Here is a 26,717-nt window from a genome sequence, read left to right on the forward strand (position 1 = left end):
AATCGAATCGAGGAGGACGCGCCGTGTACAGATTTCTTGAACAGACCGTCGACGGCTACATGACGCGCAACGTCAAGGCGGTGCAGCGCGACCGTGACTTGTTCGAGCTCAGCGAGATGTTCGAGGCCGACGATTTCAACTCCTATCCGGTCGAGGACGACGGGCAGGTGGTCGGCATCGTCACCAAGTTCGACATCCTGAAGTGCTTCGCCTTCACGCCGAGCCAGATGATACCCCGCTATCACGACCTGATGAGCCGCAAGGTCGGCGACGTCATGACGCCGGAGTTCATCTATGTCGGCCCCGATACGCGGCTGACGCGCGTGCTTCAGATCATGGTCGAGCACCGCATCCGGAGCATCATCGTGCTCAACACCGCGCAGAAGCTGGTTGGAATCATCGCCCGCGAGGACGTCATCGCGGCGCTCAAGGCGACGGCGCGCGACTGACGGGGGCCCTTCCTGATCGAGAAGCTCATTGTCGCCTCCGTGTTCCTACGGAGGCTGTTTCCGTTTGTGCGTCACGCCGGACCGCTCCCGCGGAAGACGCCCGATGTGGCGCCAGCCCCACACTCAGTTGAGTTTCCCCCGTGGTCCTTGCCCTCACGAAGGGACAAGGCAATTCGTTTCGCCCACGACGGAAATGCGGGGAACCAGCGAGATCTTCGGCCGCTGCGGAGAACTTAAGTGCCGCTCTTGATTTCAATCAATTCCCGGTGAGGGTGAATGTGGTTTGTGGCGGTGTGTTCTTTCAGAGAGAATCCGCATGAGCCAGCCCTCCATTTCCAAATCCATGACTATCGGTGAAAGCGGCTTGGCTGTCGTGTTCGCAGTCACCGCCTTCCTCTGCGTGATCGCTTCGGCCAAGGCGCTCGATGCGCCCTTCGCCTTCCATGCCGCGCTCAGCGCGGCGGCGAGCCTCGCGGCGCTGTTCGTCATCGTCAACCGCTACCTCGATCGCCCGGCGGCGCTGCCGCCGGCGGAGATCAACGGTCGCCCCAACTACAATATGGGCCCGATCAAGTTCTCGGCGTTCATGGCGATGTTCTGGGGTATTGCCGGCTTCCTGGTCGGCCTCATCATCGCCTCGCAGCTGGCCTGGCCCGCGCTGAACTTCGATCTGCCCTGGATCAGCTTCGGCCGCCTGCGGCCGCTGCACACCTCCGCCGTGATCTTCGCCTTCGGCGGCAACGTGCTGATCGCGACCTCCTTCTACGTGGTGCAGAAATCCTGCCGCGCGCGCCTCGCCGGCGACCTCGCACCGTGGTTCGTCGTCCTGGGCTACAATTTCTTCATTCTGATCGCCGGCACCGGCTATCTGCTGGGCGTCACTCAGTCGAAGGAATATGCCGAGCCGGAATGGTATGCCGATTTGTGGCTGACCATCGTCTGGGTCGTCTATCTGCTGGTCTTCCTTGTCACGATCATCAAGCGCAAGGAGCCGCACATCTTCGTCGCGAACTGGTTCTATCTCGCCTTCATCGTGACGATCGCGGTGCTGCATCTCGGCAACAACCCGGCGCTTCCCGTCTCGGTGTTCGGCTCGAAGTCTTACGTCGCCTGGGGCGGCATCCAGGACGCCATGTTCCAGTGGTGGTACGGCCACAACGCGGTCGGCTTCTTCCTGACCGCCGGCTTCCTCGCCATCATGTACTACTTCATCCCCAAGCGCGCCGAGCGGCCGATCTATTCCTACCGGCTGTCGATCATCCACTTCTGGGCGCTGATCTTCCTCTACATCTGGGCAGGTCCCCACCATCTGCACTACACGGCGCTGCCTGACTGGACGCAGACGCTGGGCATGACCTTCTCGATCATGCTGTGGATGCCCTCCTGGGGCGGCATGATCAACGGCCTGATGACGCTGTCGGGTGCCTGGGACAAGCTGCGCACCGACCCCGTGCTGCGCATGCTCGTGGTCTCCGTCGCCTTCTACGGCATGTCGACTTTCGAAGGCCCGATGATGTCGATCAAGGTGGTCAACTCGCTCAGCCACTACACCGACTGGACCATCGGCCACGTGCATTCCGGCGCGCTCGGCTGGGTCGGCTTCGTCTCCTTCGGTGCGCTCTACTGCCTGGTGCCGTGGGCCTGGAATCGCAAGGGCCTCTACAGCCTGAAGCTCGTCAACTGGCACTTCTGGATCGCGACCCTCGGCATCGTCCTCTACATCTCGGCGATGTGGGTGTCCGGCATCCTGCAGGGCCTGATGTGGCGCGCCTACACCTCGCTCGGCTTCCTCGAATATTCCTTCATCGAGACCGTCGAGGCGATGCATCCCTTCTACATCATCCGCGCCGCAGGCGGTGGCCTGTTCCTGATCGGCTCGCTGATCATGGCCTACAATCTCTGGATGACGGTTCGCGTAGGCGAGCAGGAAGTCCAGATGCCCGTCGCTCTCCAGCCGGCGGAATGAGGAGCTAAAGCAATGTCGTTCTGGACACGCCACCAAGTCTTCGAAAAGAACTCGATCATCCTGATCGTCGGCATCCTGCTGGTGATCGCGATCGGCGGTCTCGTCGAGATCACCCCGCTGTTCTATCTCAAGAGCACGATCGAGAAGGTCGACGGCGTCAGGCCCTACACGCCGCTGGAGCTGGCGGGGCGCAACGTCTACGTCCGCGAGGGCTGCTATCTCTGCCATTCGCAGATGGTCCGCCCGCTGCGTGACGAGGTCGAGCGTTACGGCCACTTCTCGCTCGCCGCGGAGAGCATGTATGATCACCCGTTCCAGTGGGGCTCCAAGCGCACCGGTCCAGATCTCGCCCGCGTCGGCGCCAAATATTCCGACGAGTGGCACGTCACCCATCTGACCAACCCGCGCGCGATTGTGCCGCAGTCGGTGATGCCGGGCTATCCGTTCCTCGGCAAGGCCGAGATCGACCCGGATGCCATCGCCGGCGACATGCGGACGCTGCGGACCGTCGGCGTACCCTATAGCGACGAGCAGATCGCCAATGCCGCCGCCGACCTGAAGGCCCAGGCCGATCCGGACAATGCCGGCGGCGACGCCTTCACCAAGCGCTACGGCAAGGCCGTCGTGCGCAATTTCGACGGCAAGACCGGTACGCCGACAGAGATGGACGCGCTCGTCGCGTACCTGCAGATGCTCGGCACGCTGGTCGACTTCAAGATCTACAACGAGAAAGCCAATCTTCGCTGAGAAGGCATGAACGATGAAAGCCATCCTTACAGTCCACAATCTTGCGTCAGATCTCGTGACGACGATCTGGACACCGGTGTTCGTCGCGATCTTTCTCGCGATCATCGCCTACGCATTTTGGCCCCGTAACAAGGCTGTGTTCGACAAGGCAGCGCACCTGCCCTTGCGGGAGGAGTAGAGAACCATGACCGATCATTCTAGCGACATCGATTCCGTCTCCGGCAAGTCCACGACCGGCCACGAATGGGACGGCATCAAGGAGCTCAACACGCCGCTGCCGCGCTGGTGGGTGATCACCTTCTACCTCACCATCATCTGGTCGATCGGCTACTGGATCGTCTATCCAGCCTGGCCGCTGATCCAAAGCAATACCACCGGCATGTTCGGCTACTCCTCGCGCGCCGACGTCGCGGTCGAGCTCGCCAACCTCGAGAAGATCCGCGGTGACAAGATGGCGGCGCTGGGCACCGCCTCGCTCGTCGACATCGAGAAGGACCCGGCCTTGCTGGCGCTCGCCCGCGCCAAGGGCAAGACCGTGTTCGGCGACAATTGCGCGCCCTGCCACGGCTCCGGCGGTGCCGGCGCCAAGGGTTATCCGAACCTGAACGACGACGACTGGCTGTGGGGCGGCACGCTCGACCAGATCATGCAGACCATCCAGTTCGGCGCGCGGTCCGGTCATGCCAAGGGGCATGAAGGCCAGATGCTCGCCTTCGGCAAGGATGGCGTGCTGAAGCCGGACGAGATCGTCACGGTCGCCAATTACGTGCGGTCGCTGTCGGGCCTGTCGACCCGCAACGGATATGACGCCGCCAAGGGGCAGAAGATCTTCGCGGAAAACTGCGTCGCCTGCCACGGCGACAACGGCAAGGGCAACCTGGAGGTGGGCGCCCCGAACCTGACCGACAAGATCTCGCTTTACGGCACCGACGAAGCGAGCCTGATCGAGACCATCAGCCAGGGTCGTGCCGGCGTGATGCCGGCCTGGGAAGGGCGGCTCGATCCCGCCACGATCAAGGCGATGGCGGTCTACGTCCATTCGCTCGGCGGCGGAAAATAGCGGATCCGCGGCACAAAGACTTCAAGCGGGGGCAAACAAAAGTGCCCCCGTTTGAGCTGGATCAACTGACGCGGCGGTGTCGGGTCTAGGTTTAATCGCACCTCTTTTAGAAGTTCCAAGCGATGAACAAGACCGTCAATCCGAACGAGCTCAAGCCTGTGGACGACGTCGGGCCGCTCTATGCGGCCCGCCAGAAGGTCTACCCCCAGAGCGTCTCGGGCACGTTCCGCCGGATCAAGTGGAGCCTGATGGCGATCTGCCTCGGCATCTACTATTTCCTGCCGTTCGTGCGTTGGAACCGCGGCCTCGGCGCCCCCAGCCAGGCGGTGCTGATCGATCTGCCCAACAGCCGCTTCTACTTCTTCTTCATCGAGCTGTGGCCGCAGGAGGTCTACTACTTCACCGGCCTGTTGATCGTGGCCGCGGTGGCGCTGTTCCTGATGAACTCGGTCGGCGGCCGTATCTGGTGCGGCTATCTCTGTCCGCAGACGGTGTGGACCGATCTGTTCTACGCGGTCGAACGTCTGATCGAGGGCGACCGGCGCGAGCGGATGAAGAAGGCCAAATCGTCCGATCCCTTGAAGCTCGAGCGCGTTTCCGAGATCGTGCTCAAGCATTCGATCTGGCTGATGATCGCCTGGTGGACCGGCGGCGCCTGGGTGCTTTACTTCAACGACGCGCCGACCCTGGTGAAGGAGCTCGTCACATTCCAGGGGCCGATGCTCGCCTATATCTGGATCGGCATCCTCACCGCGACGACCTATGTCCTCGCCGGCTACATGCGCGAGCAGGTCTGCACCTATATGTGCCCGTGGCCGCGCATCCAGGCCGCGCTCACCGACGAATGGGCGCTCAACGTCACCTATCGCTACGACCGCGGCGAGAAGCGCACGTCGGTCAAGAAGGCCGCCGAGCTGCGCGCGCTCGGCCAGCAGGTCGGCGATTGCGTCGATTGCTACCAATGCGTCGCGGTCTGTCCGACCGGAATCGACATCCGTAGCGGACCGCAGATGGAATGCATCCAGTGCGGCCTCTGCATCGATGCCTGCGACAACGTGATGGCCAAGATCGGCCGGCCGAAGCGGCTGATCGGCTACGACAACGACATCAACATCCATCGCCGCCAGGAAGGCAAGGCGCCGATCTACCGGATCGTCCGGGCCCGCACCATCGTCTACAGCGCGATCATCGCGGCGATCGGCAGCTTCATGGTCTATACGCTGGCGACCCGCAGCCTGCTCGACGTCAACGTGCTGCACGACCGCAACCCGGTCGCGGTCAAGCTCAGCGACGGCTCGATCCGCAACGCCTACACGGTGCGGCTGCTGAACAAGAGCGGCTACGATCGCGCCATCGCCATCGATGTGGAGGGGCCGATCAATCCCACGATGCATGTCGTCGGCGTCGATTCGGTGACGCCGGATCGGCCGATCATCGTGATCCCGCGCGACTCCACCAGCGAGCTGCGGCTGCTCGTCACCGCGCCGGCCGAGAACAATCCGGAGAAGTCGATTCCGGTCCGCTTCCACGTCATGGATATCGGATTGGGCGTGGCCGCGAGCGCCACCGACAATTTCGTCGCGCCGTAAGTCGAGGAAACCATCATGTCATCCAAGCCGCTGACCGGAACCAAGGTCTTCCTGATGCTGGTCGCTTTCTTCGGCCTCGTGATCGGCGTCAACGCCACCATGATGAAGCTGGCGATCGCGACGCTGCCCGGCACCGAAGTTGACAGCGCCTATGCTGCCGGCCTGACCTACGACCGCGAGATCTTGGCGGCGCAGGACCAGGCGCTGCGCAAATGGAAGGTCAATGCCCATATCGAGCGCCGCAACGACGGCGGTGCCGTGGTCCAGGTCGAGGCGCGCGATGCCGGCGGCCAGCCGATCTCGGGGCTGAAATTCGGCGGACGCCTGGAGCGGCCGACCGACAAGCGCGCCGACCTCGCCGTCGAGCTCACCGAAGCCGGTATCGGCCTCTATCGCGGCAATGCCGCATCCGTCGCGCCGGGCCAGTGGGACCTGGTGATCGAGGGCGAGGCGCGGGGAACGCGCGTGTTCCTGTCGCGCAACCGCGTGATCCTGAACTGAAGGATTTTGTCATGCACGTCACGCGGGATTTCTCGCACTACGTCCGGGCCGCGGGCGAGGGCGTCCAGCACATCGATCTCGCGGTCGAAGGCGTTCACTGCGCCGGCTGCATGGCCAAGATCGAACGCGGCCTGTCCGCCATCCCCGACGTCACGCTGGCGCGCGTCAACCTCACCGACCGCCGCGTCGCGCTGGAATGGAAGGCGGGCACGCTCGAGCCCGGCCGCTTCATCGATCGGCTCGAGGAGCTCGGCTACAAGGCCTATCCGTTCGAGACCGAGAGCGCGGAGGTGGCGGAGGTCGCCGAATCGCGCTTCCTGCTGCGCTGCCTCGGCGTCGCCGCCTTCGCCACCATGAACGTGATGATGCTGTCGATCCCGGTGTGGTCGGGCAACGTCTCGGACATGCTGCCGGAGCAGCGCGACTTCTTCCACTGGCTGTCGGCGCTGATCGCATTGCCGGCTGCGGCCTATGCCGGCCAGCCGTTCTTCCGCTCGGCCTGGCGCGCGCTGTCGGCGAAGACGACCAACATGGACGTGCCGATCTCGATCGGCGTGATCCTCGCGCTCGGCATGTCCGTGGTCGAGACCATCCACCACGCCGAGCACGCCTATTTCGACGCGGCGATCATGCTGCTGACCTTCCTCCTGGTCGGCCGTTTCCTCGACCAGAACATGCGGCGGCGGACCCGCGCGGTCGCCGGCAATCTCGCTGCGCTGAAAGCGGAGACGGCCGCCAAGTTCATCGGTCCCGACGAGATCTCGCAGGTGCCGGTGGCGGCCATCAATCCCGGCGACATCGTGCTGCTCAGGCCCGGCGAGCGCTGCGCGGTCGACGGCACCGTGATCGAGGGGCGTTCCGAGATCGACCAGAGCCTGATCACCGGTGAGACGCTCTATGTCACGGCCGAGCAGGGCACGCCGGTCTATGCGGGATCGATGAACATCTCCGGCACGCTGCGGGTGCGGGTCTCGGCCGCCTCCGAGGCGACGCTGCTCGCCGAGATCACCCGGCTGCTCGACAACGCGCTGCAGGCCCGTTCGCGCTACATGCGCCTCGCCGACCGCGCCTCGCGGCTGTACGCGCCCGTGGTGCATGCGACCGCGCTTCTGACCATCCTCGGCTGGGTCATGGCCGGCGCGTCCTGGCATGATGCGATCGTGACCGGCGTCGCCGTGCTGATCATCACCTGTCCCTGTGCGCTGGGGCTTGCCATTCCGACCGTGCAGACCATCGCCTCCGGCGCGATGTTCAAGTCCGGCGTGCTGCTGAATTCCGGCGACGCGATCGAGCGGCTGGCCGAGGCCGACCACGTCATCTTCGACAAGACCGGCACGCTGACGCTGCCCGATCTCGAAGTGATGAATGCCGCCGACATCCCCGCCGATATTTTCGAGCTCGCCGGCCGGCTCGCGCTGTCGAGCCATCATCCGGTCGCCGCCGCCGTCGCGCAGGCCGCCGGCGCCAAATCGCCCGTCGTCGGCGCGGTCGAAGAGGCCGGGCAGGGCGTCCGTGCGATCGTGGACGGCGTCGAGCTTCGCCTCGGTCGCCCCTCCTTCTGCGGCGCGGAGGCCCTGGTCGGCAGCGTCGATCCCGAGGCCTCCATCGTCGCGTTCAGCAAGGGCAGCGAGAGATTCGTCCTCTCGGTGCGCCAGGGCCTGCGTCCGGATGCGAAGGCCGTGATCGCCGCGCTCAAGGCGCGCAACGTCGGCATCGAGATTCTCTCCGGCGATCGCGAGGCGGCCGTGAAGTCGGCGGCCAGTGCGCTCGAGATCCCCGAATGGCGTGCCGGCGTCACGCCGGCCGACAAGATCGCGCGGATCGAGCAATTGAAGCAGCGCGGTGCCAAGGTGCTGATGGTCGGCGACGGCATGAACGACGCGCCCTCGCTGGCGGCGGCCCATGTCTCGATGTCGCCGATCTCGGCCGCGCATCTGAGCCAGGCCACCGCCGATCTCGTCTTCCTCGGCCGGCCGCTGGCCCCGGTGGTTGCCGCGATCGACGCCTCGCGCAAGGCGCTGCATTTGATGCGGCAGAACCTCTGGCTCGCGATCGGCTACAATGTCCTCGCCGTGCCGGTCGCCATCAGCGGCGTCGTGACGCCCCTGATCGCGGCGGCTGCCATGAGCGGATCGTCGATCCTGGTCATGCTGAATTCGCTGCGCGCGCGCAGCACCTCGCGGGAGATCGTGTGATGGAGATCCTGGTCATCCTGGTCCCGCTGGCGCTGATGCTCGGCGGTGCCGGTCTCGTCGCCTTCCTGTGGTCGCTGAAGAGCGGCCAGTACGATGATCTCGACGGTGCCGCCTGGCGCGCCATCGCCGACGACGAGCCGGCGCCGAAAGCCCCAGCCAAGCGCTAGCGCCTCAGGGCAAAGGTGAGCAGGGCCGCGGCGGCAAGGGCCGCGCCGACGCCGACCACGCATGCGGGCCATCCGAAAGCGTCGAACAGGCGCCCGAGCATGGCCGTACCGACCAGCCCGCCGCCGAAATAGCATGCAAGATACGTCCCGCTGGCAATGCCGCGGTTCTCAGTAGCCGCCTGTCCGACGAAGCCCGTGGCGGCGGCCTGCGCGAAGAATGTGCCGACGCCGACCAGAACCATGCCGGTGAGCACCTCAGGCAGCCGCGCTGTCAGCATCAGCGGCAGGCCGATGCCAGCAACGGCGAGCGCCCCCCAGATCGTGGGACGCGTTCCGAGCTTTGATGCCACCCTGCCGGCCAAGAGCGTCGTGACGACCGACGGCAGGAACACGAAATAGACGAGGCCGAGGTCCATCATGCCCAGCGCCAGCGGCGGGCGCACCAGCACGAAATTGACGAAGGTAAAGGTGCCGATGAAGGCGAACAGGATGCAGAAGCCGATGCCGTAGGCGGCGCGCAATCGCGGATTGCGCCAGTGCGCGATGGTGGCGGCAAGCGGCGAAGCCGTCGGCGTCAGCGCATGCATCGGTTGCACGCGCCGAATGGTGAAATAGACCAGCACCGCGCCCGCCAGGTTGAGAACCGCGAACAAATAGAAATTCCAGGCGAGGCCAAGGCCATCGGCAACCGCCGCCGAGATCAGCCGGCCGACGAGGTTGCTTGCGACGTTTCCGGTGATGTAGGCCGCGAAGGCGCCGCCTGCGTCCATCGCGCTGCATTGCTCCCCGAGATGGGCGAGGGTGAGCGCGAAGGCGGACGCCATGCAAAGGCCCTGCGCGACCCGCAAGGCAGTAAAGACGGCAAGATTTGGCGCCGAGGCGAGCAGGCTGGTGGGGATCGCCAGCAGCGTCAGGCTGAGCAGGATGCCGGTCCGCCGGTTGATGTGCGCACTGAAGAAGCCGACGATGAGGCTCGCTATGGCCATGCCGAAGGTGCCGGCGTTGACGGCAAAGCCCATCGCTGCGGGCGTGACGCCATAGTGCCGCGTCAGCGCCGGCAGGATCGCCTGCGTCGCGAACAGGTCGACCACCGTCAGGAATGCGGTCAGCCCGATCACGACCGAGCGAAGCACGAGACCGGACAAATGCGCGTCCATCGCCATTGCGGACGGCTTGATCGGCGTGGAGAGGTCGGTCATGGCGTTGCGCTCCGCAGATCTGTCATTCCGGGTTCGCTTCGCGCCCCGGAATGACCCGCTACCAAAAGCCGTTACATGTGGTGGTCGTTGGGATCCTTGCGGACGTCGCCGACATAGAGGATGACGGTCTCCTTGCCGAGGTTCTTCCACCAATGCGAGGTGCCGTGGACCTCGGGACGGATGTCGCCGGCCTTGTGCATGATCGGATCGACGCAGTTGGAGGCGTATTCGACGATCTCGCCCTGCTGCACGAAGATCAACGCGGGACGGTCGTCATGGCTGTGCCAGGGCACGATGCCGCCGGGCGCGATGGTCAGCTTGCGGAAGCGCAGCTCGCGGCCCTCGATATGGGCGGGCTGCTTGCCGAGGTCGATGGCGCCCAGCGTCACGTCGGTGACGCCGACCGGCTTGTAGTCGACCATCTGTCGTGCGTTCGGCTTGACCTTGTCGGCTGGGCATTCACCCGCGACGGCCGGCTGCGACGCGAATGTCAGCGCGCCGACGACGGCGAGGCCGGACCAGACCAGGCGCGACAATGTGGGATGCTTGGACATGGAAGTCTCCTGTGTTGGCCGCAACCTCGCTGGTCGCCGGCTATGACGGGAGCTTGGTCGAGATCACGTCGATCCTGAAATGCCGGCTTGCTTTCGATGCGATAGCGATGCGCTATGTTGATACGCGGCGGCTATCGATCCGATTGGGTAACGGCATTTCCGCATTCGTCCCATTCGGCGTCCGATGACAGGGCGGGCCCGATTGGCGCCCGGCTTCGCGGCCGCCCCTTGCGGCCGGCCGAACCGGGAAACTAATATTCACCGAATGCAATGCCGGAGCAGAAGATGACGTCTCTCTCGCCAGCCGATGCCGAACAGCTCAGGCTTGCCTTCCAGCGCTGCCGCGACATGGACGGCACGCTGAACGAGCAGCTCCGCGCCTATGCCGATGCCAGCCGTGCGGTCTTTCCGGCCTATGGCGAGGCAGTCGATCGCCTGGTCGCGAGATTGGGCGGGAACGGCGGCGGCGAGACCGCGCCGCGTCCGGGCGATGCGATGCCGCCGTTCATGCTGCCGGACGAGGGCGGACGTCTGGTCGCGCTGCCTGCGCTGCTGGAGCGCGGTCCGCTCGCCGTGATGTTCTTCCGCGGCCATTGGTGTCCCTATTGCCGGCTCAATGTCCGCGCCGTGGTCCAGGCACTCGACCGTATCAAGGCCATGGGGGCGCAGGTCGTTGCAATCGTGCCAGAGACGCAGGAATATACAGGGCAACTGAAGGCCGAATCCGGCGCGCCGTTTCCGATCCTGACCGATCTCGACAACGGCTATGCGCTGTCGCTTAATCTCGCGATCTGGCTCGGCGCCGAGATCCAGCACCTGTTGTCGTATCAGGACATGGCGAAATTCCACGGCAATGACGGCTGGATGCTGCCGATCCCGGCCGTGTTCGTGGTTGGCCGCGACGGGATCGTCAAAGCACGGTTCGTCGATCCCGATTTCCGCAAGCGCATGGAGATCGATGATCTGCTCGCGGCGCTTGAGAGCGCGAGCCGGGAGAACTGAGCATTTCTTCCTCTCCCCTTGCGGGAGAAGCTGGCGCGGAGCGCCGGATGAGGGGTATCTAGCCCCATACAGGGATGTCCGCCGAGATATACCCCTCACCCAAGTGAGTCCGGATCTGCCAGCGTCGCTGCCCTCTCCCACAAGGGGCGAGGGCGCAGCAATTCGCATCTCGCTAGAGCGAGGGTGCTCGCCTTGCTAGCCCGCAATCTCCCGCCAGTCGGCGCCGCGCAGCATGCGCATCACGGCGTTGGCGACCGCCGTGCGCTGCCGGCCGGCCACGCCGTAAAGGCTGACGGTGCGGCGGGCGTCCAGCCCGGCGACGGTGGCGCGGGTCAGCGTTTCCGGCAAAGGCGATGTGTGCGGCACCATGGCGACGCCGATGTCGGCTTCGACCAGCTCGATCAGATCGCGCTCGCTCGAAATCTCGTGGCCATGTTCGATGCCGTGTTCGCGCAGGCTCGCGGCGATGCGGCGCGAATGCTCGCAGAAAGTCCGGCTCAGCAATTGTTCCGAGCGCAAATCGTCCAGCTCGATGCTGCTGCGGCCGGCCAGCCGATGTCCGTCGCCAACGACGAGCTCGAAACTCTCGGTGAACAGCGGCCAGGTGTCCAGCCGGTCCCAGGCCTCGTCGATCTCGGCGGCGATGCCGAGCTCGGCTTCTCCTTTCTTGAGGAAATCGGCGACCTCGCGGCTCGTCCCGCGCAGGAAGCGCAATTCGAGCCGGTTGAACTGCCGCCTGATCTCGTTGAGGTGCGGAATCAGCAATGCCAGATCGATCGAATGCGTCAGCGCGATACGGAGCGCGCCGACCTCTCCGCTCCTGAACGAGGAGGCGAGCGAGCGCGCGCCGACCGCGGCATCATAGCACTGCTTCAGGAGCGGATGCATGCGCTGGCCGAGCTCGGTCAGTTGCGCCGCCGGTCGCTCGCGGCGAAACAAGTCGCCGCCGAGTTCGGCCTCGAGCTGCTTGATCGCGCGCGTCAGCGAAGGCTGCGTGACGTTGCACTCCTCCGCCGCGCGCGTGAAATTGAGCAACCGCGCCACCGCGAGGAAATAGCGGACCTGGTGCATTTCCATGGATCGGCTCCCAGCAAGATCGGCCGGAAATCTAGCCGATCGAAGCGGGAAATGACATCCCGCCCGCGATAGCGCGGACGTATGGAGTCGGAAGCCAGCCGGTATTTCCGTTTGGGCCGGCGATCCTCCAGGGTTCTGCGAAGGCTTGAAACCCAGTCATCGCCAACGGAGACCGTGCCATGAACATACCGCTGAAGCCGCAGACATCGCAGCCTGCACGCGCGCTGGCCGGCAGGGTCGCGCTCGTCACGGGCTCGACCAGCGGCATCGGTCTCGGTATCGCACGGGCCCTGGCCGCGGCCGGCGCCGATGTCGTGCTGAATGGTCTCGGCGTCGCCAGCGAGATCGGTCGGACACGCGAGCAGATCGCCGCCGAGTTCGGCGTCAAGACGAGCTACTCGCCGGCCGACATGACCAAGCCGAGATCGATCGCCGAGATGATCGCGGCGACTATCGCCCAGTCCGGTCGACTCGACATCCTCGTCAACAACGCCGGCATCCAGCATGTCGCGCCGCTCGAGCAATTTCCCGTCGAGAAATGGGACCAGATCCTCGCGATCAACCTGACCTCCGCCTTCCACACGACGCGGCTCGCGCTGCCGACGATGCGTCAGAACGGGTTTGGCCGGATCATCAACATCGCCTCCGCGCACGGGCTGGTCGGCTCGCCATTCAAGGCAGCCTATGTCGCCGCCAAGCACGGCATCGTCGGTCTGACGAAGGTCACGGCGCTGGAGACGGCGGAGGAGGGCATCACCTGCAACGCCGTCTGTCCCGGCTACGTCTATACGCCGCTGGTCGAAGCGCAGATCGACGGGCAGGCCAAGGCGCACGGAATCTCCCGCGATCAGGTCATCCGCGACGTGCTGCTGGCGCAGCAGCCGAACAAGCGCTTCGCCACGGTCGAAGAGCTCGGCGCGCTGACGGTGTTCCTGTCGACGGACGCGGCCGCTTCGATCACCGGCATCGCGCTTCCGGTCGACGGCGGCTGGACCGCGCATTGAGATGGGCCGGCGCAACAAGCCGCAGCGGCATGTGAATATTCGATCGGTGCAAGCTCACCAGGAGCAAGACATGAATGGCATGCAGGACAACACACAGAGGAAGGGCCTGGGTCTGCCCGGGCAGGTCGTGCTCGTGCTCCAGGGCGGCGGCGCGCTCGGGTCCTACCAGGCCGGCGTATATCAGGCGCTGCATGAAGCCGGGATCGAGCCGGACTGGATCATCGGCACCTCGATCGGCGCCATCAATGCCAGCCTGATCGCGGGCAACGCGCCCGGCCAGCGGCTGGCGCATTTGAAGGAGTTCTGGAAGCGGATGGAGCAGAATCCGGTCTGGAATCTGCGCACCGCGTTTCCCGGCTTCAACGAGAAACTCACCTATTGGTCGACCGTCACCAACGGCATTCCCGGCTTCTTTCGTCCCAATCCGCTGGCTCATGCCGGTGATTCCTATCCGCTGGGAGCGGATCACGCCGGCTTCTATTCGACCGCGCCGCTGGAGAGGACGCTGCTCGAGCTGGTCGACTTCGGCCTGGTCAACCGCTGCTCGCCGCGGCTGACGGTCGGCGCGGCCCATGTCCGCAGCAGCCAGATGCGCTATTTCGACAGCCGCGACGGCGAGCTGACCGTGAAGCATGTGATGGCCTCGGGCGCGCTGCCGCCGGCGTTTCCGGCGGTGCGTATCGACGGCGAGCTCTATTGGGACGGCGGCATCCTCTCGAACACGCCAACCGAAGCCGTGTTCGACGACAATCCGCGCAGGAATTCGCTGATCTTCGCCGTGCATCTGTGGAATCCGATAGGCGCGGAGCCGACGACGATGGCGGAAGTGCTGAACCGGCACAAGGACGTACAATATTCGAGTCGTATCGCGAGTCAGATCGCCCGCCAGCAGCAGGCCCACCGCCTGCGCCACGTCATCAACCAGCTCGCCGCGAGCCTCTCCGAGAACGAGCGCCGCGAGCCCGCAGTGCGGGAATTGATCAGCTACGGCTGTCCAACCCGGATGCATGTCGTGCGGCTGCTGGCGCCGCAGCTCGATCGTGAGACCCATACCAAGGACATCGACTTCAGCCCGTCCGGCATCATGCGGCGCTGGGACGCGGGCTATGCGCATACGCGGTCTGTGCTCGAACGAAAGCCGTGGCTCGGCGAATTCGATCCGCTCGCCGGTGTGGTGCTGCACGAGCATATGGACGTGCTGCCGATGGCGGCGGAGTAGGACGGCTCTTTCATCATCGAATTGCCACAGGCCTTGCGGATCGTCGGTCACCTCGCAACCGAAGGCCGCGCAGATGGTGTCCGCGAACGATCTCGAGGCAACGCTCGATCAGGTCCGCGCCAACGCAGCGGGACCAGTGGCCGGCGTGTTCGGTCCTGACACGCTGACCTGGCGGATCGACCGCGAGGCCGTCATCTTTCTCGGCGCCGGACGGGCGCTGTTGTTGCAGCTGGCCCATCCGTGGGTCGCCGCCGCCATCGCCGAGCATTCGAAGACTCTTGCCGATCCGATCGGGCGCTTCCATCGCACCTTCGACATCGTCTTTGCCATGGTGTTCGGCTCGCTCGACCGGGCGCTGCTGTCGTCGCGCCAGCTGCACCGGCGCCACAGCATGATCATCGGAGAGATGCCCGAGACTGCCGGCCCGTTTGCGGCAGGTTCGCGCTACCACGCCAACGACATCCCGTCGCTGCGCTGGGTTCATGCGACCCTGGTGGAGTCCGCGCTGATGGCGCACGACCTGGTCCTGCCAGCTCTCTCGGCGGAAGAGCGCGAGCGTTACTGGAGCGAGAGCCGGCTGTTCGGTGCCTTGTTCGGGTTGACGGCAGACGATCTGCCGGCGGACTGGTCCGGCTTTACCGCCTACACCGCGGCGATGGCGCAGTCGGAGACGTTGACCGTGAGCCCGGCGGCACGCGAGATCGCGGCGCAGATTTTTGCCGGCGCACGCCCGTGGCTGCGGCCGCCGCGCTGGTACCGCGCGCTGACGGCGCGGATGTTGCCGGAACGGCTGCGCGCCGGGTTCGCCTTTGCGCTCGACGCGAACGACGAGAGGGCGGTCGACAATGCGCTGCGATGGATCCGGCGCGTCTATCCAAGACTGCCTGACCGGCTGCGCTATGTCGGCCCTTACCAGGAAGCGCAGGCGCGGCTGCGCGGCGAGCCGCAGCCCGACTGGATGACGCGCTGCCTCAACCGCGCCTGGATCGGACGGCCGCAGATGGACGTGCGCGGGAAGGGGTGAGGGCCCGATCTCTCGTGTCCCGGACAAGCCACAACGTGCCAAGCGCGTTGCAGCGCAGAGCCGGGACCCAGAGGCCTCGAACTCCGACGCGCCATGGGCCCCGGCTCAGCAGCGCACCACGTCGCAAGTGCGCCGCGCTACGCTGCGTTCGGGGCACGACTGGAGGGTGAGGCGCGCCACGGGTCTCCGCGTCGTCATTGCGAGGAGCACTTGCGACGAAGCAATCCAGGCTGCCTCCGCGGAGACGGTCTTGATTGCTTCTCTGCGCTCGCAATGACGGAGTGTGTGGGAGCGCCGTCGCGCCTCACACCGACGCCAGCTTCCGGTACAGCGCGCTGTAGCTGCCCGCCGAGATGCTCCAGGAGAACGATCGTCCCATGGCGCTGCGGCGCATGGTGTCGAGCTGGTCCTGCGCCATGAAGGCCGAGAAGGCCCGGCGGACGCCGCCGAGGAAGGAATCGCGCGAGGGTTTCGAGAACAGGAATCCGGTCTCGCCGTCGGTGATGGTCTCGGCGAGGCCGCCGGTCTGGTGCCCGATCGGCAGCGAGCCGAAGCGCTGGGCGTACATCTGGCTGAGGCCGCACGGCTCGAAGCGCGACGGCATCAGGGTGAAATCACTGCCCGCAAAGATGCGGCGGGCCTGGGCGTCGTTGAAGCCGATCGCGACGCCGATGGCGTCGGGGCGGCGGCGATGCGCGTCGATCAAGGCCTGCTCGAGCGCCGGCTCGCCGGAGCCGGTGACCACGATCTGCCCGCCGGCATCGACGATCTCGTCGGCCGCCGACAGCACGAGGTCGATACCCTTCTGGTGCACGAGGCGCGCGACGATGCCGAATATCGGGCCGCGCGAGACCGCAAGCCCGAACTGCTTGCGGACGTAATCCGCATTGGCCCTCTTGCCGACCCAGTCGCCGGCGCCGAACTGCTGGGCGAGCTGGGCGCAGGAGCGCGGGTCCCAGCTCTCGTCGATGCCGTTGAGGATGCCGGTGAGCTCGGCGGCGTCCGAGCGCAGGCGGAGCAGGCCCTCGAGACCACAGCCGAACTCGGCCGTGGTGATCTCGCGCGCATAGGTGCCGCTGACCGTGGTGAGGTGCGAGGCGTAGACGAGGCCCGCCTTGAGGAAGGAGAGCTGGTCGTAGAACTCGATGCCGTCGATGTGGAACGAGCTCTCCGGTGCGCCGATCCGCCGCAGCGCGTCCTTCGGGAAGAGGCCCTGATAGGCGAGGTTGTGAATGGTCAGGATCGACGGCAGCTTGGCGCCCTGCCAGGCGAGATAGGCCGGCACCAGCGAGGCCTGCCAGTCGTTGGCATGGATCAGGTCTGCTGCCCAATTCTTGTCCAGCTTGCCCATGGCCAGCTCAGCGGCGGCCGAGGCAAAGCGCGCGAAGCGGATGTCGTTGTCAGGCCAGTCGCGTCCGGACTCGTCGCCATAGGGATTGCCGGGCCGGTCGTACAGTTGCGAGCAGAGCAGCACGTAGACGGGCAGTCCGTCCTTGGTCGCGGCCCGGCCGAGCGAGCAGGCGGGCATTTCCGCGAACGCCGGGCAGCGGCCAACGATCTGAATATGTGTGAGTTGTTCGATGATGTCGCGATAGCCGGGCAGCATGACCCGGATATCGGCAAAGGAGCGAAGGGCGCGGGGGAGGGCAGCGGACACGGCGCCAAGGCCGCCGACGCGGACGAAGTCGTCCATCTCTGTCGTGACGAACAAGACCCTCAAGAACAGCTGCCCTCTTCCGATCCCGTTTGCTGCTATGCAAGAACGGGTCCAGTTGCCCACGAATTCTTAAAGCCCGCCCACGCGGCGCGTCCGTTGGGTAAAGACTTTCCTACTCAGCCGCCGCCCTCTAGGGTCGCCGCATCAACAAGAGAGAACATCGAAGGTTCCAAGGGGCTTCGGGGATGCAACTAGCAGATAAGCATGAGGGGACGACGACAAAGGCCTTCGCCGGCCTCAGGGTCCTGGATTTTTCGACCACCATCGCCGGTCCGCACTGCGCGCGGATGCTGGCCGACATGGGCGCCGAGGTCATCAAGATCGAGACCGACGGCGGCGAGACGATGCGGACCCGGCCGCCGCTGCGCAAGGGCTGCAGCACCACGTTCGGCCAGCTCAATGTCGGCAAGAAGAGCGTGGTGCTCGACCTCAAATCGGAGGACGGCAAGGAGGCGGTCCGCCGGCTGGCCGCGACATCGGACATCCTGGTCGAGAATTTTCGCCCCGGCGTGATGCACCGGCTGCGGCTCGACTACGACAGGCTGCGCATCGTCAACCCGCGGCTGATCTATTGCTCGATCTCCGGCTACGGCCAGAGCGGCCCTTCGGCCGAGCTGCCGGCCTACGCGCCGGTGATCCATGCCGCCTCCGGCTACGATATGGCGCATCTGGCCTACCAGCCCGGCCGCAATCGGCCCGATTATTGCGGCATCTATCATGCCGACGTCGTCACCGGCACCTATGGCTTCGGCGCGATCGCGTCAGCGCTCTATCAGAGGACCGTGACCGGGCTCGGCCAGCATATCGACGTGTCCATGCTGGAATCGATGCTGTCGCTGACGCTGACCGAATTGCAGAGCGCGCAATTCGCCGTGAAGCCGCCGCCGCGCCCGATGTTCGGACCGACCGAGACGGCAAACGGCTACGTCATGATCACGGTCGCCAGCGAGAAGACGTTCCAGGGATTGATGGGCGTGATCGGCCACGGCGAATGGATCACCGACCCGCGCTTCTCGACCTATGCCGCGCGTCGCGACAATTGGGCGGAGGTGATGGACGGGGTCGAAGCCTGGTCGCGGCAGCTCACGACCGATGCGTGTCTCGCTGCGCTCGGCGCCGCCGGCGTGCCGGCTTCGGCCTATCGCACCGTGGCCGAGGCGCTGGCCGATCCGCAGCTCGCGCACCGGCAGGCGCTCACGTCCGTGCAGGACGAGGGCGGCGCCTTCAAAGTGCTCAACCTGCCGTTCCGGATGTCCGGCGCCGACACCGCGCCTGCCAGGACGATGGCCGTGCTCGGCGAGCATACCGATGCGCTGCGCGAGGAGATCGGCCTCGCCGACGATGCGACAATTCCGACAGGCAAAACAGCTGCGACACGCTGAGCAACGTTGCGCCGCACATGCGGCGTGTGATCTCGCGCGCGTTCCTCTTGCGGTGGCGCGCATTTGTCGCCACTCTCGCCTCCACTCATTCAGCGATCCGAAACATCGGACGAGGGATCCCGGGAGGAACCATGACGAAGATTGCTGCTGCGGCGCGCCAGCACGCGCCGATATTCCTTGCCGCGGCATTTGCTCTCCTTCCGCTGATTGGGCCTGCACAGGCGCAGAAATCCGGCGGCAGCATCACCGTCGGCCAGGAGCTGGAGATTGCAGGCTTCGATCCGCTCAAGGTCGGGGTCTACGACACCTCGACCTTCACCGCTGCCGCCGCCATTTTCGACACGCTCACCACGTTGGATGAGAAGGGAGACGCCGCGCCAAAGCTCGCGGTGTCCTGGACGCATTCCGACGACTACATGACGTGGACCTTCAAGCTGCGCGAGGGCGTGAAATTCCACGACGGCACGCCGTTCAACGCGCAGGCCTTCAAGGAGAATTTCGACCGGCAGAAGGATCCCGCCAACAAGTGCCGCTGCGCCTTCTACATCACCAATATCAAGGAAGTGCTGGCGCCAGACGACTACACCCTCGTCTACAAGCTCACCGACCCCTCCGTGAACCTGCCGGCGGTGATCACGATCCAGAGCCAGAACAACGCGGTGCATTCCCCGACGGCCTGGAAGACCAAGGGCGACGACTACAATCGCAATCCCGTCGGCACCGGTCCCTACATCCTGAAGTCATGGACCGCCGGCGACCGCATGGTGCTGGAGAAGAATCCAAATTACTGGGACAAGAGCCGTCCCTATCTCGACCGCATCATCCTGAAGCCGCTGCCCGACGCGCAGTCGCGCTTCGCCTCGCTGCAATCGGGCGAGGCCGACATCATCTGGGATGACGAGAACGACGCCGACAACATCATGAAGGCGCAGAAGGACCCCAAGCTCACCGTGCACACCTATAAGGGCTCGGGTGCGGCGGTCTACGCCTTCAACACCAAGGTCGCGCCGTTCGACGACGTCCGCGTGCGCCAGGCGCTGGTGATGGCGATCGATCGCCCGAAAATGTCGCAGGCGATCACCAACGGTCTGAGCCGGCCCGCGAGCAATCCTTACGGTGACGGCTCCTGGGTCAAATGCAAGGACGACGGTGCGCTGCCGTTCGACGTCGAGAAAGCCAAGGCGCTGATCAAGGATTACGGCAAGCCGGTCGAGTTCAAGATGCTGGTGACCGCGACGCCGCGCGGGCGCATGGTCGGCCAGGTGCTGCAGCAGTTCTGGAAGCGCGTCGGCGCCAACATGGAGATCGAGCAGGTCGATCAGGCCACCATTCCCTCGCGCGCCTTCACCCGCCAGTTCCAGATGACGCCGTGGCGCATCGTCGATCTCGCCGATCCCGACCCGCAGATGTACGCGAATTTCCGCAGCGGCAGCCCGCTGGCGCTCGCCGGATACTCGAACCCCGAGCTCGACAAGCTCCTGGACCACGCGCGCGTCACGGCGGACCTCGGCCAGCGCACCGAGGATTACTGCGCCATCAGCCGCCTGATCAACAAGGAGGCGATCTGGTTCTGGACCTTCCAGAACACCTATTACGCGCTGTCGAGCGCCAAGCTGAAGGGCTTCCCGAAGATGTACAACGGCGTGATCGACGTCTCGAGGACCTGGCTGGAATGATGGCGCGATGCTGAACTTCGTCGTTCGGCGGCTGCTTGCCATGCTGCCGGTGCTGCTCGCCGTCTCGCTGCTGACGTTCCTGATCGCCTCGCTGCTGCCGGGCGATCTCGCTCTCGTGATCCTGGGCGATCAGGCGACGCCGGAGAACGTTGCGGCGCTGCGCCGCGACATGGGGCTCGACCAGCCGCTGTGGTGGCGTTATCTCAGCTGGCTCGGCCAGGTTCTGCAGGGCGATCTCGGCCGCTCGTTCCGCACCGGGCAGACGGTGTTGCAGGCGGTCGCCGAGCGTATTCCGGTCTCGCTGCAATTGATGCTGATGGCCGAGTTCCTCGGCCTCCTGATCGGCGTTCCCGTCGCGATCGCCTGTGCCGCGCGTGCCGGCGGCGCGTTCGACCGCTTCATGACCGGCAGCGCGTTCGCGATGCTGTCGATGCCGTCCTTCCTGGTGGCGATCCTGCTGATCTATCTGTTCGCGGTCGAGCTGCACTGGCTGCCGGCGACCGGCTATGTGCCGTTCACCGAGGCGCCGCTCAGCAATCTGCGCTTCTTCATGCTGCCGGCCCTGACGCTCGCCCTTGCCGAATGGCCGGGCATCATGCGGGTGCTGCGCTCCGACATGATCGCGACCCTGCAGGAGGACTATATCGCGCTCGCCAAGGCAAAAGGCCTCAAGCCCGCGCGTATATTGTTCGTACATGCGCTGAAGCCGTCATCGCTGACCCTGGTGACCGTGACCGGCATCAATATCGGCCGTCTGCTCGGCGGCACGCTGATCGTGGAATCGATCTTCGCGCTGCCCGGCATCGGCCGGCTCCTGGTCGGGGCGATCTATACCCGCGACCTCGTCATCCTCCAGGGCGTGGTGCTGCTGGTCGCCTGCGGCTTCGTCATCGTGAATTTCATCGTCGACATGCTCTACGCCGTGCTCGACCCCAGGATCCGCCATGGCCACGCTTGAGCTCTCGCTGCAGGACGAGGCGGTGCCCGTGCCGGTCGGCCGCAAGCGCAAGCTCGGCCTGCTGTTCTGGATCGCGAGCGCCTGGCTCGCGATCATCCTCGCGCTCGCGATCCTCGCGCCAGTGCTGCCGCTGCAAAATCCTGTCGACATGGACATGCTGGAGCGCCGCGCGGCGTTCTCTTCCGAGCATTGGCTCGGCACCGACGGACTCGGCCGCGACGAGCTCGCCCGCCTGATTTTCGGCGCGCGCACCTCGCTGACGGTCGGACTGATCGCACCGATGATCGGCCTTGCCATCGGCGGTGCGCTCGGCCTGCTCGCCGGCTATTTCCGCGGCCGGTTCGAGACAGTCGTGGTCGGCAGCATGGACGTGCTGCTCGCCTTTCCGCCGCTGATCTTCGCACTTGCCGTGACCGCCTATCTCGGCCAGTCCGTCCCCAACCTCACCGTGATCCTCGGCGTGCTCGGCATTCCCGCCTTCATGCGCGTGGCTCGGGCGGCGACGCTGACGCTGGCGCGGCGGGAATTCGTGATCGCGGCCGAGGCGCTCGGCGCCAGCCATGCGCGTATCCTGCTGCGCGAGCTGTTGCCGAACGTGATCCTGCCGCTGCTCGCCTTCTTCCTGCTCGGCGTCGCCGTCACCATCGTGGTCGAGGGGGCGTTGTCCTTCCTCGGCCTCGGCGTGCCGCCGCCGATGGCGAGCTGGGGCAGCATGATCGGAGAGGGGCGCGACAGCCTCGACGTCGCGCCGCGGCTGGCGTTCCTGCCGGCGGCCGGACTTTTCGTGACCGTGCTGGCCTTCAATCTGGTCGGCGACACCTTGCGGGCGCTGACCGATCCGCGGCAGGGGGCGCTGTGAGCGCCCCGCTATTGACCATCGCGGACGTCACGGTCGAGCTGCCGACGCCGCGCGGCAATTTGCGCGCGGTGGATCATGTCGACCTGTCGCTGGAGGCGGGCCGCACGCTCGGCATCGTCGGCGAATCCGGTTGCGGCAAGACCATGCTGTCGCGCGCGGTCCTTCAGCTGCTGCCGAAGAAGGCAAAGCTCACGGGCCGGGTGATGTTCGACGGCCAGGATCTGGTGCGGCTCGCGCCGGAGAGCCTGCGGCGCCTGCGCGGCCGCGATCTCGCGGTCGTGTTCCAGGATCCCATGACCTCGCTCAATCCGGTTCTTACCATCGGCACGCAGTTGATGGAGACGATCCAGGAGCATCTCGAGCTCGATGCTCCTGAGGCACGGAAGCGCAGCATCGAGCTGCTGGCCGCCGTCGGCATTCCCGCGCCGGAGCAGCGGCTCGCGCAATATCCGCATCAATGCTCCGGCGGCATGCGCCAGCGCATCGCGATTGCGATCGCGCTGTCCTGCGAGCCGAAGCTCTTGATCGCGGACGAGCCGACGACCGCGCTCGACGTGACCATCCAGGCGCAGATCCTCGATCTGCTCGCGCGCGAACAACGCCGCCGTCACATGGCGATGATCATCATCACCCACGATCTCGGCGTCGTCGCCGGCCGTGCCGACGAGGTCGCGGTGATGTATGCGGGCAGGGTGGTGGAGCGCGCGCCGACCTCGGCGTTGTTCAAGCGCATGCACATGCCCTACACGGAGGCGTTGCTGGCAGCGATTCCCAAGCTGGATGCCGCGCCGCATGCGCCGCTGCCGGCCATCTCCGGCCGTCCGCCCGATCCGACGCGGCCGCTGCGTGGCTGCTCCTTCGCGCCGCGCTGCCGTTATGCCACCAGCCGCTGTCGTGAGGCCAAGCCGGCACTGACGAGCGCCGAGATGCCTGATCATCTCTATGCGTGCTTCCACCCGATCCAGATGGCGGAGGGAGTTGGCGCATGATGCAGCTTGCCGTGCGCGCCGAGCCGCTTCTGAACGTCGACAATCTCGTCGTTGAGTATGGCTTCGGCAACAAGACGGTGCATGCCGTCTCCGGCGTCAGTTTTCAGGTCGCGCGCGGCGAGACGCTGGGGCTGGTCGGCGAATCCGGCTGCGGCAAGTCGACGCTGGGGCGCGCGGTGCTGCAATTGCGCCGGGCCAGATCCGGCCGCGTGCTGTTCGACGGCGAGGATCTCACCGCGATGGAGGGCGAGGCGCTGCGCAGGATGCGCCGCCGGGTGCAGCTGATCTTCCAGGATCCGATCGCGTCCCTCAACCCGCGCCGTCGCATCGGCGACATCGTGGCCGAGCCGCTGATCATCGCCGGCGTCAAGGATGCGGCCGAGCGCAAGCGCCGCGTCCATGAGGTGCTGTCGGCGGTCGGGCTTGATCCCGACCTCGTCGCAGGGCGATTGCCGCATGAGTTCTCCGGCGGGCAGTGCCAGCGCATCTGCATCGCACGGTCGCTCGTGCTCAATCCCGAGTTCATCGTCTGCGACGAACCGGTCTCGGCGCTCGACGTCTCCATTCGCGCGCAAATCCTCAACCTGCTCGAGGAGATGAAGGCGCGCTTCGGCCTGACGCTGCTGTTCATTGCGCATGATCTTGCGGTGGTCAAAGCGGTCAGCGACCGCGTCGCGGTGATGTATCTCGGCCGGCTTTGCGAGGTCGGCCCTTCCGAGCAATTGTTCGCGCGGCCGGCGCATCCCTATACGGAGCTGTTGTTGCAGGCGATTCCGGTGCCCGATCCGGACGTTCGTCCCGCCGAGAGTGTAGCGGGCGGCGAGCCGCCATCGCCGATTGCACCGCCGTCCGGCTGCCGCTTCCGCACCCGCTGCCCGCGGGCCGATCAGCGATGCAGCGCGGAGATACCGGAGTTGCGTCAAGTCGCACCCGGCCAGTTCGCGGCTTGCCATCATCCGCTGGCCTGAACTAAGACCGGTTTGTCTCGCCTTGCCGGCCATGGCATGGTGGCGCGGCGACAAGAAGCATGCGGGAGGACGCCGATGAAGAGTTTCAAGGTTGCCGATTTCAAGGCGCCGCTGCAGGAGTTCGACGAGGCGACGCCGCAGCCGTCGGGCACGCAGGTGCTGATCAAGGTGAAGGCCGCCGGCGTCTGCCACAGCGATCTCCACATCTGGGAAGGCGGTTACGATCTCGGCCACGGCCGCAAGCCGCTCTCGCTGAAGGACCGCGGCATCAGCCTGCCGCTGACCATGGGCCACGAGACCGTCGGTGAAATCCTGGCGTTCGGTCCCGACGTGAAGCCGACCGACCAGGGCGAGCTGAAGATCGGCGATGTCGGGCTGGTTTATCCCTGGATCGGCTGCGGCAAGTGTGCCACCTGCCTTGCCGGTGACGAGAACATGTGCCTGACGCCGCGCTCGCTCGGCGTCTATTGCGACGGCGGCTATTCCGATCACATGCTGGTGCCGCATCCGCGCTATCTGCTCAATCTGAGAGGGCTCGACCCGGCGACGACCGCGCCCTATGCCTGCTCGGGCGTCACCACCTACAGCGCGCTGAAGAAGGTCGAGCAGCATTTCGACACGCCGATCGTGATGTTCGGCGCGGGCGGTCTCGGCCTGATGGCGCTGTCCCTGTTGAAGGCGATGGGCGGCAAGGGCGCGATCATGGTCGATATCGACGCCAGGAAGCGCGAGGCGGCGGAGAAGGCCGGCGCGCTCGCCACCGTCGACCCCAAGGCACCGGATGCGCTGGAACAGCTTGCCAGGAAGGCGGGCGGGCCGATCCGCGCCGTGATCGACCTTGTCGGCAACGCAGCGACGACGCAGCTCGGTTTCGACTGCCTGACCAAGGGTGGCAAGCTCGTCATCGTCGGTCTGTTCGGCGGCGGCGCGACCTGGGCACTGCCGCTGATTCCGATCAAGGCGATCACGATCCAGGGCAGCTATGTCGGAAACTTGCGCGAAACGCAGGAACTGCTTGAGCTCGTGCGCACCAAGAAGGTGCCGCCGATCCCGGTGACGACGGCCCCGCTCGCCAAGGCCAATGACGCGCTGCTGCAATTGCAGCAGGGCGCGGTGGTCGGGCGCACGGTGCTGACGCCGTAATCCCTCTGTCATTCCGGGGCGGTCCGTAAGGACCGAACCCGGAATCTCGAGATCCCGGGTTCGGTCCTGCGGACCGCCCCGGGATGACGCATCCCTACAGGAACCCCCATGTCCGCAAATAACGCCTTCCACATTGCCGTGCTCGCTGGGGACGGCATCGGTCCCGAAGTCATGGCGCCCGCACTCGAGGTGCTGCGCAAGGTCGGCGAGAAATCAGGCCTCGGCTTCCGTTTCACCGAGGCACCGGCAGGGGCGACCAATTATCTCGCGACCGGCAAGTCGATGCCGGATTCGACGATCAAGCTGTGCGAGGAGGCCGATGCGATCCTGCTCGGCGCCTGCGGCCTGCCGTCGGTGCGCTACCCCGACAATACCGAGATCGCGCCGCAGATCGAGCTGCGGTTCATCTTCGATCTCTATGCCGGCGTGCGGCCCGCGCGCCTCATTCCCGGCGTGCCGAGCCCGATCGTCGGTGCCGACCAGCGCGGCATCGATCTCGTCGTGATTCGCGAATCCACGGAAGGGCTGTTCGCGTCGATGGGCAAGGGCGTCGTCACCCACGAGGACGCGCGCGAGACCATGGTGATCACGCGTCGGACCTCCGAGCGTCTGTTCGAGTTTTCGTTTCGCCTGGCCGAGCGGCGCAAGGCGCGCGGCAAGCCGGGGATGCTGACCTGCGTCGACAAGGCGAACGTGTTCAAGGCGTTTGCGTTCTTCCGCGGCATCTTCGACGAGATCGCCAAGAAGCATCCTGACGTGAAGACCGACCGGCTCTATGTCGATGCCTGCTCGGCGATGCTGGTGAAGCGCCCCTGGGATTTCGACGTGATGGTGATGGAGAACATGTTCGGCGACATCGTCTCCGACATCACGGCGAGCTTGATCGGCGGCCTCGGCATGGCGCCCTCGGCCGACATCGGCGACAAGTACGCCGTGTTCCAGCCGTGCCATGGCACCGCGCCCGACATCATGGGGCAGGGCAAGGCAAATCCCACCGGCATGATCCTGTCGGCGGCGATGATGCTGGACTGGCTGGCGGACAGGCACGGCGTCGAGAGCGCCGCGGAAGCGGGCGAGACGATCGAGCGGGCGGTGGACAAGATCTATGCCGGCGGCATCAAGCCGATGGAGTTTGGCGGCAGCAACGGCACGGCCGACATCACCAAGGCGGTGCTCGCGGCGCTGTAGTCTGCGCGCTTCACCTCTCTCCGCTTGCGGGGAGAGGTCGGATTGCATCGAAGATGCAAGAGCAGACCGCCGCCACTGCGGCTC

General features: G+C 65.6%; 25 protein-coding genes. 21 read left to right on the forward strand and 4 right to left on the reverse strand.

Annotated elements, in window-relative coordinates; all coding sequences use genetic code 11:
• Nucleotides 1–23: 23 nt before the first annotated feature.
• From AC066S_RS04130 to ccoS, 9 genes are all read left to right on the forward strand, one after another.
• A complete protein-coding gene (locus AC066S_RS04130; RefSeq protein ID WP_478268968.1) occupies nucleotides 24–449 on the forward strand; it encodes a CBS domain-containing protein in 426 nt (141 codons plus the stop codon).
• A 316-nt stretch (nucleotides 450–765) separates the two neighbouring features.
• Nucleotides 766–2,415, forward strand: a complete 1,650-nt coding sequence (gene ccoN, locus AC066S_RS04135; protein WP_478268969.1) for a cytochrome-c oxidase, cbb3-type subunit I — start codon at nucleotides 766–768, stop codon at nucleotides 2,413–2,415.
• 12 nt (nucleotides 2,416–2,427) lie between these two features.
• Nucleotides 2,428–3,162 carry a cytochrome-c oxidase, cbb3-type subunit II gene (ccoO, locus tag AC066S_RS04140; protein ID WP_135167916.1) on the forward strand — a complete coding sequence of 245 codons (735 nt, stop codon included), beginning with the start codon at nucleotides 2,428–2,430 and terminating at the stop codon, nucleotides 3,160–3,162.
• A gap of 13 nt (nucleotides 3,163–3,175) precedes the next feature.
• Nucleotides 3,176–3,340, forward strand: a complete 165-nt coding sequence (locus AC066S_RS04145; RefSeq protein ID WP_028135114.1) for a cbb3-type cytochrome oxidase subunit 3 — start codon at nucleotides 3,176–3,178, stop codon at nucleotides 3,338–3,340.
• A 6-nt stretch (nucleotides 3,341–3,346) separates the two neighbouring features.
• The gene (ccoP, locus tag AC066S_RS04150; RefSeq protein WP_478268970.1) at nucleotides 3,347–4,222 is read left to right on the forward strand and encodes a cytochrome-c oxidase, cbb3-type subunit III; all 876 of its coding nucleotides are present in this window, start codon (nucleotides 3,347–3,349) and stop codon (nucleotides 4,220–4,222) included.
• Nucleotides 4,223–4,344: 122 nt separating this feature from the next.
• Nucleotides 4,345–5,811, forward strand: a complete 1,467-nt coding sequence (gene ccoG / locus AC066S_RS04155; protein ID WP_478268971.1) for a cytochrome c oxidase accessory protein CcoG — start codon at nucleotides 4,345–4,347, stop codon at nucleotides 5,809–5,811.
• A 15-nt stretch (nucleotides 5,812–5,826) separates the two neighbouring features.
• Nucleotides 5,827–6,312, forward strand: a complete 486-nt coding sequence (locus AC066S_RS04160; RefSeq protein WP_478268972.1) for a FixH family protein — start codon at nucleotides 5,827–5,829, stop codon at nucleotides 6,310–6,312.
• An 11-nt stretch (nucleotides 6,313–6,323) separates the two neighbouring features.
• Nucleotides 6,324–8,507 (forward strand): cation-translocating P-type ATPase, encoded by a 2,184-nt coding sequence (locus AC066S_RS04165; protein WP_478268973.1) that lies wholly within the window; start codon nucleotides 6,324–6,326, stop codon nucleotides 8,505–8,507.
• Entirely contained in the window at nucleotides 8,507–8,674 is a 168-nt protein-coding gene (gene ccoS / locus AC066S_RS04170) for a cbb3-type cytochrome oxidase assembly protein CcoS (RefSeq protein ID WP_135162291.1), read from the forward strand. The genes AC066S_RS04165 and ccoS overlap by 1 nt, the downstream gene beginning before the upstream one ends.
• Here ccoS and AC066S_RS04175 read toward each other — a convergent pair.
• Nucleotides 8,671–9,873, reverse strand: a complete 1,203-nt coding sequence (locus tag AC066S_RS04175; RefSeq protein WP_478268974.1) for an MFS transporter — start codon at nucleotides 9,871–9,873, stop codon at nucleotides 8,671–8,673. The genes ccoS and AC066S_RS04175 overlap by 4 nt on opposite strands.
• 71 nt (nucleotides 9,874–9,944) lie before the next feature.
• Nucleotides 9,945–10,427 (reverse strand): cupin domain-containing protein, encoded by a 483-nt coding sequence (locus AC066S_RS04180; protein ID WP_478268975.1) that lies wholly within the window; start codon nucleotides 10,425–10,427, stop codon nucleotides 9,945–9,947.
• Between the two features lie 285 nt (nucleotides 10,428–10,712).
• On the opposite strand from AC066S_RS04180, the gene AC066S_RS04185 reads away from it, so the two are divergent.
• Entirely contained in the window at nucleotides 10,713–11,429 is a 717-nt protein-coding gene (locus AC066S_RS04185) for a peroxiredoxin-like family protein (protein ID WP_135167922.1), read from the forward strand.
• A 195-nt stretch (nucleotides 11,430–11,624) separates the two neighbouring features.
• On the opposite strand, the gene AC066S_RS04190 is transcribed toward AC066S_RS04185, so the two are convergent.
• Complete coding sequence (locus AC066S_RS04190) at nucleotides 11,625–12,506, reverse strand: LysR family transcriptional regulator (protein ID WP_478268976.1); 882 nt, start codon at nucleotides 12,504–12,506, stop codon at nucleotides 11,625–11,627.
• A 179-nt stretch (nucleotides 12,507–12,685) separates the two neighbouring features.
• Between AC066S_RS04190 and AC066S_RS04195 the strand changes: the two genes are divergently transcribed.
• The 3 genes from AC066S_RS04195 to AC066S_RS04205 all read left to right on the forward strand — a co-directional run bounded on the left by AC066S_RS04195 (nucleotide 12,686) and on the right by AC066S_RS04205 (nucleotide 15,753).
• Entirely contained in the window at nucleotides 12,686–13,510 is an 825-nt protein-coding gene (locus AC066S_RS04195) for a 3-hydroxybutyrate dehydrogenase (RefSeq protein WP_478268977.1), read from the forward strand.
• Between the two features lie 70 nt (nucleotides 13,511–13,580).
• Nucleotides 13,581–14,729, forward strand: coding sequence for a patatin-like phospholipase family protein (locus AC066S_RS04200; protein WP_478268978.1), 1,149 nt, complete (start codon nucleotides 13,581–13,583; stop codon nucleotides 14,727–14,729).
• Between the two features lie 73 nt (nucleotides 14,730–14,802).
• A complete protein-coding gene (locus AC066S_RS04205) occupies nucleotides 14,803–15,753 on the forward strand; it encodes an oxygenase MpaB family protein (RefSeq protein ID WP_164718470.1) in 951 nt (316 codons plus the stop codon).
• Between the two features lie 304 nt (nucleotides 15,754–16,057).
• Here AC066S_RS04205 and glgA read toward each other — a convergent pair whose 3' ends face one another.
• A complete protein-coding gene (gene glgA / locus AC066S_RS04210; RefSeq protein ID WP_126256545.1) occupies nucleotides 16,058–17,473 on the reverse strand; it encodes a glycogen synthase GlgA in 1,416 nt (471 codons plus the stop codon).
• 182 nt (nucleotides 17,474–17,655) lie between these two features.
• On the opposite strand from glgA, the gene AC066S_RS04215 reads away from it, so the two are divergent.
• The 8 genes from AC066S_RS04215 to AC066S_RS04250 all read left to right on the forward strand — a co-directional run bounded on the left by AC066S_RS04215 (nucleotide 17,656) and on the right by AC066S_RS04250 (nucleotide 26,633).
• Nucleotides 17,656–18,852: a CaiB/BaiF CoA transferase family protein gene (locus tag AC066S_RS04215; protein WP_126256544.1), complete on the forward strand. Its 1,197-nt coding sequence runs from the start codon at nucleotides 17,656–17,658 to the stop codon at nucleotides 18,850–18,852.
• Nucleotides 18,853–18,983: 131 nt separating this feature from the next.
• Complete coding sequence (locus tag AC066S_RS04220; RefSeq protein ID WP_478268979.1) at nucleotides 18,984–20,528, forward strand: ABC transporter substrate-binding protein; 1,545 nt, start codon at nucleotides 18,984–18,986, stop codon at nucleotides 20,526–20,528.
• A gap of 7 nt (nucleotides 20,529–20,535) precedes the next feature.
• Nucleotides 20,536–21,486, forward strand: a complete 951-nt coding sequence (locus AC066S_RS04225) for an ABC transporter permease (protein WP_126256542.1) — start codon at nucleotides 20,536–20,538, stop codon at nucleotides 21,484–21,486.
• Nucleotides 21,473–22,345, forward strand: coding sequence for an ABC transporter permease (locus AC066S_RS04230; protein WP_126256541.1), 873 nt, complete (start codon nucleotides 21,473–21,475; stop codon nucleotides 22,343–22,345). Before AC066S_RS04225 ends, AC066S_RS04230 begins: the two co-directional genes overlap by 14 nt.
• Nucleotides 22,342–23,334 (forward strand): ABC transporter ATP-binding protein, encoded by a 993-nt coding sequence (locus AC066S_RS04235; protein WP_478268980.1) that lies wholly within the window; start codon nucleotides 22,342–22,344, stop codon nucleotides 23,332–23,334. The genes AC066S_RS04230 and AC066S_RS04235 overlap by 4 nt, the downstream gene beginning before the upstream one ends.
• Nucleotides 23,331–24,302 (forward strand): ABC transporter ATP-binding protein, encoded by a 972-nt coding sequence (locus AC066S_RS04240; protein WP_478268981.1) that lies wholly within the window; start codon nucleotides 23,331–23,333, stop codon nucleotides 24,300–24,302. The genes AC066S_RS04235 and AC066S_RS04240 overlap by 4 nt, the downstream gene beginning before the upstream one ends.
• 75 nt (nucleotides 24,303–24,377) lie before the next feature.
• Nucleotides 24,378–25,445 (forward strand): alcohol dehydrogenase, encoded by a 1,068-nt coding sequence (locus AC066S_RS04245; RefSeq protein ID WP_126256538.1) that lies wholly within the window; start codon nucleotides 24,378–24,380, stop codon nucleotides 25,443–25,445.
• 108 nt (nucleotides 25,446–25,553) lie between these two features.
• Nucleotides 25,554–26,633 (forward strand): isocitrate/isopropylmalate dehydrogenase family protein, encoded by a 1,080-nt coding sequence (locus AC066S_RS04250; protein ID WP_478268982.1) that lies wholly within the window; start codon nucleotides 25,554–25,556, stop codon nucleotides 26,631–26,633.
• Nucleotides 26,634–26,717 lie beyond the last annotated feature (84 nt).

Source organism: Bradyrhizobium sp. CFUWI (assembly GCF_056429085.1).

Bases quoted from the DNA above. Each gene is read 5' to 3' on its own strand.
- ccoN (WP_478268969.1), top strand. From the start codon at position 766: ATGAGCCAGCCCTCCATTTCCAAATCCATGACTATCGGTGAAAGCGGC.
- ccoO (WP_135167916.1), top strand. From the start codon at position 2,428: ATGTCGTTCTGGACACGCCACCAAGTCTTCGAAAAGAACTCGATCATC.
- AC066S_RS04145 (WP_028135114.1), top strand. From the start codon at position 3,176: ATGAAAGCCATCCTTACAGTCCACAATCTTGCGTCAGATCTCGTGACG.
- ccoP (WP_478268970.1), top strand. From the start codon at position 3,347: ATGACCGATCATTCTAGCGACATCGATTCCGTCTCCGGCAAGTCCACG.
- ccoG (WP_478268971.1), top strand. From the start codon at position 4,345: ATGAACAAGACCGTCAATCCGAACGAGCTCAAGCCTGTGGACGACGTC.
- AC066S_RS04160 (WP_478268972.1), top strand. From the start codon at position 5,827: ATGTCATCCAAGCCGCTGACCGGAACCAAGGTCTTCCTGATGCTGGTC.
- AC066S_RS04165 (WP_478268973.1), top strand. From the start codon at position 6,324: ATGCACGTCACGCGGGATTTCTCGCACTACGTCCGGGCCGCGGGCGAG.
- ccoS (WP_135162291.1), top strand. From the start codon at position 8,507: ATGGAGATCCTGGTCATCCTGGTCCCGCTGGCGCTGATGCTCGGCGGT.
- AC066S_RS04175 (WP_478268974.1), bottom strand. From the start codon at position 9,873: ATGACCGACCTCTCCACGCCGATCAAGCCGTCCGCAATGGCGATGGAC.
- AC066S_RS04180 (WP_478268975.1), bottom strand. From the start codon at position 10,427: ATGTCCAAGCATCCCACATTGTCGCGCCTGGTCTGGTCCGGCCTCGCC.
- AC066S_RS04185 (WP_135167922.1), top strand. From the start codon at position 10,713: ATGACGTCTCTCTCGCCAGCCGATGCCGAACAGCTCAGGCTTGCCTTC.
- AC066S_RS04190 (WP_478268976.1), bottom strand. From the start codon at position 12,506: ATGGAAATGCACCAGGTCCGCTATTTCCTCGCGGTGGCGCGGTTGCTC.
- AC066S_RS04195 (WP_478268977.1), top strand. From the start codon at position 12,686: ATGAACATACCGCTGAAGCCGCAGACATCGCAGCCTGCACGCGCGCTG.
- AC066S_RS04200 (WP_478268978.1), top strand. From the start codon at position 13,581: ATGAATGGCATGCAGGACAACACACAGAGGAAGGGCCTGGGTCTGCCC.
- AC066S_RS04205 (WP_164718470.1), top strand. From the start codon at position 14,803: ATGGTGTCCGCGAACGATCTCGAGGCAACGCTCGATCAGGTCCGCGCC.
- AC066S_RS04215 (WP_126256544.1), top strand. From the start codon at position 17,656: ATGCAACTAGCAGATAAGCATGAGGGGACGACGACAAAGGCCTTCGCC.
- AC066S_RS04220 (WP_478268979.1), top strand. From the start codon at position 18,984: ATGACGAAGATTGCTGCTGCGGCGCGCCAGCACGCGCCGATATTCCTT.
- AC066S_RS04225 (WP_126256542.1), top strand. From the start codon at position 20,536: ATGCTGAACTTCGTCGTTCGGCGGCTGCTTGCCATGCTGCCGGTGCTG.
- AC066S_RS04230 (WP_126256541.1), top strand. From the start codon at position 21,473: ATGGCCACGCTTGAGCTCTCGCTGCAGGACGAGGCGGTGCCCGTGCCG.
- AC066S_RS04240 (WP_478268981.1), top strand. From the start codon at position 23,331: ATGATGCAGCTTGCCGTGCGCGCCGAGCCGCTTCTGAACGTCGACAAT.
- AC066S_RS04245 (WP_126256538.1), top strand. From the start codon at position 24,378: ATGAAGAGTTTCAAGGTTGCCGATTTCAAGGCGCCGCTGCAGGAGTTC.
- AC066S_RS04250 (WP_478268982.1), top strand. From the start codon at position 25,554: ATGTCCGCAAATAACGCCTTCCACATTGCCGTGCTCGCTGGGGACGGC.